Raw genomic sequence first — 7359 nt, forward strand, 5'->3', positions numbered from 1 at the left:
ACGCCTCGGCGTGGAACCCGGCGATGGAGTGCCCCACCACGGTGACCGGCTCGTTCGTGCAGCCGAGTGCGTCCAGCACGCCCGCGATCCGGTGCGCCTCGCCCTCCGCCGTCGGCGCCGTGGCGGCGGGGCCGCTCAGGCCGTGGCCGGGCCGGTCGAAGCGGACGACCGTGCGGTGCGGCGTGAGCAGCGGGACGACCGGGTCCCAGTCGAACCAGGCCATGCCGAGCCCCGCGCTCAGCACGCAGACGGGCCCCGCCCCGTCGACGGCCACATGGTGGGCCACTCCCCCGACCCGTACGAACCGGGTCATCCCCGCGCCTCCTCGCCCCGCCCCGCCACGCCGGGCCGCCTCTCGTCCTCGCCCGACACGTCCGACCGCCCCGACCGCCCCTGCCTCGGGCCGAAGGCCCCGCGGGCGAGGGACCATGCCAGGACCAGGAGCCAGATCGCCAGGAGGAGGAGCTGGGCGCGTTGGGCCGCGCCGAGTGCCCAGTGGCCGCGCTCCGCCTCGAACGCGGTGACGGCGGCGAGCGTCCAGGCCGTGGCGGCCAGTTCCAGGGCGACGAGGGCGGGGCCCGTACGGGCGAGGGGGCGCCACCGGCCGTAGCGGCGGGCGGCGACCGTGAGCGCCACGACGGCCGTGACGGCGCCCGCCATGGCGAGGCTGGAGCTGACGGCGTGCGCGGCGTGCGTGGCCGGGACGAGCCCGGCGTCCTCGCGGGCCGCGCAGGCGGCATCGGCGGTGGGCGCGCAGCTCAGCGGCAGCCGCGAGTCGGCGACCGTGGCGGCGCCGAACACCGCGAGGGCCACCCAGCCGGTCACCGACCAGAACCGGCGCTCCAGCGTGCGCACGGCCGGCAGCGCGACGGCCAGCAGCGCGGCGGTCAGCAGCAGGGCGCCCGCGACCAGGTCGGCGGCGCGGAAGAAGCCGCTCAGGGGCTGGTCGGTGGCGGCGAGTTCGCTGACGTACGACTCGACGGGGTCGAGGCCGGTGCCGAGGAACGGTTCGAGCAGCCAGGCGCTGTACGAGAGGGCCCCGAGGACGAGCAGGGCGGCCAGGAGCGTGACGGGGGCGGCGACGGACCGGCGCCGGTCGTTCCGGCGGGGGTGCGTCGGTGTCATGGCCCCATGATCCGTGCCGTACGCTCCCGCCGCAAAGTCCATACCCGGAGGGGGTAGGCTGCGGCCCATGGTCGCCGGGGCGAGAGGGCGGTGCGCGCGGAGCGCGGCACGGTACGGGCAGCTGCTGCTGCTCGCCGCGCTGCTGCTCGGCATCGTCACGATGCACACGTGGGGCCATCCTTCGGAGCATGCGGGGACGCACTCGGTGGCGGCGCCCGCGGCCGGCGCGGGGCACTCGGGACACCCGGCCGCGCACGGCACCCGGGTGCATGACGCACCTGAAGACGCTCCGCCGGGCGGTATGGATGCGGCCGCGATCTGTTTCGCCCTGCTCGGTTCGGCCGGCGTGGGCCTCGGCGCCCTGGCCCTGCTGCGGCTGCCGTGCCGCGCCCGGCGCGGTAGGGGGACGGCCTCGGGCACCGGCCGCGGCGCCGCCCGGGTGGTGCGGCCGCAGTGGCCACCGCCGCCGCGGCTGCGCGTGGCCCTCGCGGAACTCTCGGTGTTGCGGATCTAGGAACGACGGACGGGGCGGACCTGCGCGCCCGCGCGTCCACCCGTACCTCCGTACGTACCTTTTCCGAGGAAACACACCGATTCGAGGTGCACTTCACCATGCGTACCTTCTCTTCCGCCTCCTCCGCTTCCTCTGCGTCGTCTGCGTCGTCTGCGTCGTCTTCGCGCCGTACCGTGCTCGGCGCCGGCCTCGCCGTGGCCGGGACGGCGGCGCTCTCCGCCTGCTCGGGCTCCGGGTCGGGATCCGCGTCGGGTTCCGGGCACGGCGGGCACGGCGCGTCGGCCGCGCCCCCGTCCGCGCCCGCGGGCTTCGTCGCGCCCGACGGGCCCGAGGTCGCCGCGGCCGAGGCCGCCCGGGGCCCGGGTCCCGTCCGCGAGGTCCGGCTCACCGCCACGGCCACCACCCTCGACCTGGGCGGCGGCCGCACCGTGAAGTCCTGGGCGTACGGGGACCGGCTGCCCGGCAAGGAGGTGCGGGTCACGGCGGGCGACACGCTGGCGCTGACCCTCGCCAACCACCTGCCCGAGGCCACGTCCCTGCACTGGCACGGGCTCGCGCTCCGCAACGACATGGACGGCGTGCCGGGGCTGACCCAGCGGGACATCAAGCCCGGCGCCGAGTTCGCGTACCGCTTCACCGTGCCGCACCCCGGCACGTACTGGTTCCACCCGCACTCCGGCACGCAGCAGGACCGGGGCCTGTACGCGCCGCTGATCGTCGACGACCCGAAGGAGCCGCTCTCGTACGACAAGGAGTGGGTCGTCGTCCTGGACGACTGGCTCGACGGGGTCGACGGCTCGACGCCGGACGCCGTCCTGGCCGAGCTCCGCAAGGGCATGGGCGGCGGCGGCATGGACCACGGCGGCGGGCACGAGGGCCACGGGGCGGTCGCGGGCGAGAGCGGCCCGTCGCCGGAGCCGGGCCCGTCCGGCTCGTCCGGGCCGTCCGGCTCGTCCGGGCCGTCGCGGATGATGATGGGCGCGCGCAGCGACCTGCTGGGCGACGACGCGGGCGATGTGGCCTACCCGTACTACCTGGTCAACGGCCGTACGCCCGAGGCGCCTTCGGAGTTCCGCGCCAAGCCGGGGGACCGGATCCGGCTGCGGATCGTGAACGCGGGCGGCGACACCGCGTTCCGGGTCGCGCTGGGCGGCCACCGCCTGACGGTGACGCACACGGACGGGTTCCCGGTGCGGCACGCGGAGACCGACGCGCTGCTCATCGGCATGGGCGAGCGGTACGACGTGCTGGTCACGGCGGGCGACGGGGTCTTCCCGCTGGTCGCGGCCGCCGAGGGCAAGAAGGCGGCCGCGCTGGCGGTGCTGCGGACAGGCGCGGGCGCCGCGCCCGCCGCGTCCGTACGGCCCGGGGAGCTGACGAGCGGCCGGGTGCTGACGGCGGACCGGCTGAAGGCCGACCCGTCGGTGGCGCTCGCCGCCCGCACCCCCGACCGGACGGTCAGGATCCGGCTGACCGGCGGGATGGCGCGCTACGACTGGGCCTTCGACGGCAAGCCGTACACGGCGGACCAGCGGCACGCGGTGAAGGCGGGCGAGCGGGTCCGGCTGGTGTTCGCCAACGGGACGACCATGTGGCATCCGCTGCATCTGCACGGCCACACCTTCGCCCTGGCGAACGCGGCGGGCGGGCCGCGCAAGGACACGGCGGTGATCCTGCCGAACGGCACGCTCACGGTGGACTTCGACGCGGACAACCCGGGGCTGTGGATGATCCACTGCCACAACGTCTACCACGCGGAGGCGGGGATGATGACGGTGCTCGGATACCGCCGCTGAGGTGGGCGTACTCCCCCGGTCGGGGCGGCTTCGGCGGGCCGCCCCGGAGGTGGGGTGGGCCACACGCCGGGTCCAGGGCATCGCGTCGGTCTGACGATTACACTGGGGCGCGTGCCTCAACTTCGCCTCGCCCTGAATCAGATCGACTCGACCGTCGGCGACCTCGCCGGCAACGCCGAGGCGGTCGTCCACTGGACCCGGCACGCCGCCGGACAGGGGGCGCACCTCGTCGCGTTCCCCGAGATGGTGCTGACCGGCTACCCCGTCGAGGACCTCGCGCTGCGCTCGTCGTTCGTGGAGGCGTCGCGGGACGCGCTGCGGGCGCTCGCCGTGCGCCTGGCCGACGAGGGCCTCGGGGAGCTGCCGGTCGTCGTCGGCTACCTGGACCGCGCCGAGAAGGCCATGCCGAAGTTCGGGCAGCCGGCCGGCGCCCCCCAGAACGCGGCGGCCGTGCTGCACCGGGGTGCGGTGGCGCTGACGTTCGCCAAGCACCACCTGCCGAACTACGGGGTCTTCGACGAGTTCCGCTACTTCGTGCCGGGCGACACGCTGCCCGTGGTCCGCGTCCACGGCGTCGACGTGGCGCTGGCGATCTGCGAGGACCTGTGGCAGGAGGGCGGCCGCGTCCCGGCGGCGCGCTCCGCGGGCGCCGGGCTGCTGCTGTCGATCAACGCGTCTCCGTACGAGCAGAACAAGGACGACGTGCGCCTGGAGCTGGTGCGCAAGCGCGCCCAGGAGGCCGGCTGCACCACCGCGTACCTGGCGATGATCGGCGGGCAGGACGAGCTGGTCTTCGACGGCGACTCGATCGTCGTCGACGCGAACGGCGATGTCGTCGCGCGGGCGCCGCAGTTCGCCGAGGGCAGCGTGATCCTGGACCTCGACCTGCCGGCGGCTGCCGAGGGGCCGGTGGACGGCACCGTCGTGGACGACGGACTGCGCGTCGAGCGCTTGGTGCTGTCCGAGGCGCCGCTGCCCGCGTACGAGCCGGAGCTGAGCGGCGGCTACGCGGACCGGCTCGACGACGACGAGGAGGTGTACACGGCCCTGGTCGTGGGCCTGCGCGCGTACGCCGCGAAGAACGGCTTCCGGTCCGTGCTGGTCGGCCTGTCCGGCGGTATCGACTCGGCGCTCGTCGCCGCCATCGCCTGCGACGCGCTGGGCGCGGGGAACGTGTACGGCGTGTCGATGCCGTCCAAGTACTCGTCGGAGCACTCGAAGTCGGACGCGGCCGAGCTGGCGCGCCGTACGGGGCTGCACTTCCGCACCGTACCGATCGAGCCGATGTTCGACGCGTACATGGGGTCGCTGGAGCTGACCGGGCTCGCCGAGGAGAACCTGCAGTCGCGGCTGCGCGGCACGACGCTCATGGCGATCTCCAACCAGGAGGGGCACATCGTGCTGGCGCCGGGCAACAAGTCCGAGCTGGCGGTGGGCTACTCGACGCTGTACGGCGACTCGGTCGGCGCGTACGGGCCGATCAAGGACGTGTACAAGACGGCGGTGTTCCGCCTGGCGAAGTGGCGCAACCGGGCCGCCGAGGAGCGCGGCCAGACGCCGCCGATCCCGGAGAGCTCCATCACGAAGCCGCCGAGCGCCGAGCTGCGCCCGGGCCAGGTCGACACGGACTCGCTGCCGGACTACGACGTCCTGGACCGGATCCTGGAGCTGTACGTGGACCGGGACCAGGGCAAGGAGGCGATCGTCGCGGCGGGCTTCGACCCGGAGCTGGTGGCGAGGACGCTGCGGCTCGTGGACACCGCCGAGTACAAGCGGCGGCAGTACCCGCCGGGTACGAAGATCTCCGCGAAGGTCTTCGGCAAGGACCGGCGCCTGCCGATCAGCAACCGCTGGCGGGAGACGCCGACGGCGTAGGACGACGGGAACAGAAGGGGCCTTCCGGTCGGAAGGCCCCTTCTGTTCACGTCAGAGCGTCACGCGCGCCGCGATCGGGAGGTGGTCGCTCTCCGTGCGGGGCAGCGACCAGGACGCCACCGGTTCCACGCCCTTGACGAGGATCTGGTCGATGCGGGCCATCGGGAACGCGGCCGGCCAGCTGAAGCCCATGCCGTCGCCGGCCGCGCCCTGCGTGGAGCGCATCTGCGACGTGATGGCGTTCAGGGCACGGTCGTTCATGGTGCCGTTGAGGTCGCCGAGGAGGATCACGCGGTGGGTGCGCTCGGCGGCGATGGCCTCGCCGAGCTGGTCGGCGCTGGCGTCCCGCTGGTTGGCGGTGAAGCCGGCCTTCAACTTGACGCGTACGGACGGCAGATGGGCCACGTACACGGCGACGGACCCCGCCGGGGCTGACACGGTGGCGCGCATGGCGCGGGTCCAGCCGAGGCGGATGTCGACGGGGCGGCTGTCGGTCAGCGGGTGCTTGCTCCACAGGCCGACCGTGCCCTGTACGGAGTGGTACGGGTACGTGTCGGCCAGCGCCCGCTCGTACGCCGGGACCATCGCCGGCTTGAGTTCGACGAGGCCGACGACGTCCGCGCCGGACGCGGCGACGGAGCGGGCGGTGCCCTGGGGGTCGGGGTTGTCGGCGTTCACGTTGTGCGAGACGACCATGAGGTCGCCGCCGGTGCCGGACCTGTCGATGACGAGCCCGCCGAAGAGGTTGGCCCACACGACCGCCGGGAGCAGCACGGCGATGACGGCGGTGGCCGAGCGGCGCAGCAGCGCCAGGACGAGCAGCACCGGGACGAACACGCCGAACCAGGGCAGGAACGTCTCGGTGAGGCTGCCCAGGTTGCCGATGGTGTTCGGGACATGGGCGTGCATCAGCATCAACAGGGCCAGCAGCACGGCGCAGACGGCGAGGACGATGCCGCGCCGCCAGATCCCGGGGTCGCGCCTCCAGCGGTCGACCAGCGACCGGACCCGGGATCCGGGACGCCGCGGCTCCGCGGCGCCGTTCCCCGTCTCCGTCATGTCGTCCACCCGCGCCATTCCGTCGTCCTCACGTGCTTGCCCTGCTTCCCGTCCCGGACCACGACAGTAGGCGATCACGGAACGGCCGTACTGCCTCGATGACGACCCGGTGCCGCGGGGGGTTCCGAGGGTTGCGGTCGGGGCGCGGTCTGTGACAGAACGCGCACACTCGCGGCCTGGGGTTTCACGGTGATCCGGGGGCGGCAGGGTTTGCGGCGCCCGCGAGGACGGTGTCCACGACCCGGGCGGGGAGGTCCTCGTCCAGTGCCGCGTCCGGTGTGACGAGGGTGCGCAGCATGAGGGGCCCGACGAACAGGTCGCCGAGCAGGTCGAGGTCGGCGTCCGGGCGGAGTTCGCCGGTCTCGACGCCGCGGCGCAGCACGTCGAGGGTGGCGCGGCGGTGCGGCTGGATCACGGCGCGGTGGTACGCGTCCCAGAGCCGGGGGTAGGCGCGGAGCTGCGCGGACACGGTGTGCAGGACGGCCGACGACCGCTTGGCGACACCGCGCCGGCGCAGCGCCTCCAACAGGGCGACGAGGTCGTCCCGTACGGAGGTGCCGGGCAGTTCGGGCTCCGGGGGCTCGGCGGACCGCATGAGGTCGACGAGCAGTTCCTCCTTGCCGGGCCAGCGCCGGTAGATGGCGGCCTTGCCGACTCCGGCGGTGCGGGCGATGCGCTCCATGGAGACCTCACCGAGCGGTACGCCGTCCTCCAGGAGCCGTACGACGGCATCCAGGATCGCCCGCTCGACCCCGGCGCTCCGCGGCCGGCCCCGCCGCGCAGGGGCGTCCGCGGGATCGCTGGGGGTCGTTGACATGGGGGTCCTCTCGCCGTGCCGTCCGGGTGGGGGGCGTGTCCGGCGGTCTTTCCCCCACCCCGCCCCTTCCCGAAACTGGGGGCTCCGCCCCCAGACCCCCGTTCGCGCCTGAACGGCGCTCGTCCTCAAACTCCCCCAAGCTCTTCGAGCAGGGGGTACCCCCAGACGGGCTG

7 protein-coding genes are annotated in these 7359 nt (G+C 74.2%); 3 read left to right on the forward strand and 4 right to left on the reverse strand.

Annotated elements, in window-relative coordinates; genetic code table 11:
• Window positions 1–313: alpha/beta fold hydrolase (locus HTZ82_RS08340; RefSeq protein ID WP_175408660.1), on the reverse strand; the 313-nt coding region annotated here is incomplete at its 3' end.
• Window positions 310–1125: a DUF998 domain-containing protein gene (locus HTZ82_RS08345; protein ID WP_175408661.1), complete on the reverse strand. Its 816-nt coding sequence runs from the start codon at window positions 1123–1125 to the stop codon at window positions 310–312. The genes HTZ82_RS08340 and HTZ82_RS08345, both read right to left, overlap by 4 nt.
• Before the next feature lie 67 nt (window positions 1126–1192).
• Between HTZ82_RS08345 and HTZ82_RS08350 the strand changes: the two genes are divergently transcribed.
• The 3 genes from HTZ82_RS08350 (at window position 1193) to HTZ82_RS08360 (ending at window position 5310) form a co-directional block, all read left to right on the forward strand.
• Window positions 1193–1639, forward strand: coding sequence for a DUF6153 family protein (locus HTZ82_RS08350; protein ID WP_175408662.1), 447 nt, complete (start codon window positions 1193–1195; stop codon window positions 1637–1639).
• Between the two features lie 173 nt (window positions 1640–1812).
• The gene (locus HTZ82_RS08355) at window positions 1813–3435 is read left to right on the forward strand and encodes a multicopper oxidase family protein (RefSeq protein WP_375540791.1); all 1623 of its coding nucleotides are present in this window, start codon (window positions 1813–1815) and stop codon (window positions 3433–3435) included.
• A gap of 111 nt (window positions 3436–3546) precedes the next feature.
• Window positions 3547–5310 carry an NAD+ synthase gene (locus tag HTZ82_RS08360; RefSeq protein WP_175408664.1) on the forward strand — a complete coding sequence of 588 codons (1764 nt, stop codon included), beginning with the start codon at window positions 3547–3549 and terminating at the stop codon, window positions 5308–5310.
• Between the two features lie 51 nt (window positions 5311–5361).
• Here HTZ82_RS08360 and HTZ82_RS08365 read toward each other — a convergent pair whose 3' ends face one another.
• Window positions 5362–6309, reverse strand: coding sequence for an endonuclease/exonuclease/phosphatase family protein (locus HTZ82_RS08365; protein ID WP_375540792.1), 948 nt, complete (start codon window positions 6307–6309; stop codon window positions 5362–5364).
• Between the two features lie 244 nt (window positions 6310–6553).
• Window positions 6554–7186: a TetR/AcrR family transcriptional regulator gene (locus tag HTZ82_RS08370; RefSeq protein WP_175408666.1), complete on the reverse strand. Its 633-nt coding sequence runs from the start codon at window positions 7184–7186 to the stop codon at window positions 6554–6556.
• Window positions 7187–7359 lie beyond the last annotated feature (173 nt).

It is taken from the genome of Streptomyces sp. TRM64462, from assembly GCF_013362995.1.
In the GTDB taxonomy this organism is placed as follows: domain Bacteria; phylum Actinomycetota; class Actinomycetes; order Streptomycetales; family Streptomycetaceae; genus Streptomyces.

Bases quoted from the DNA above. Each gene is read 5' to 3' on its own strand.
- HTZ82_RS08345 (WP_175408661.1), bottom strand. From the start codon at position 1,125: ATGACACCGACGCACCCCCGCCGGAACGACCGGCGCCGGTCCGTCGCC.
- HTZ82_RS08350 (WP_175408662.1), top strand. From the start codon at position 1,193: ATGGTCGCCGGGGCGAGAGGGCGGTGCGCGCGGAGCGCGGCACGGTAC.
- HTZ82_RS08370 (WP_175408666.1), bottom strand. From the start codon at position 7,186: ATGTCAACGACCCCCAGCGATCCCGCGGACGCCCCTGCGCGGCGGGGC.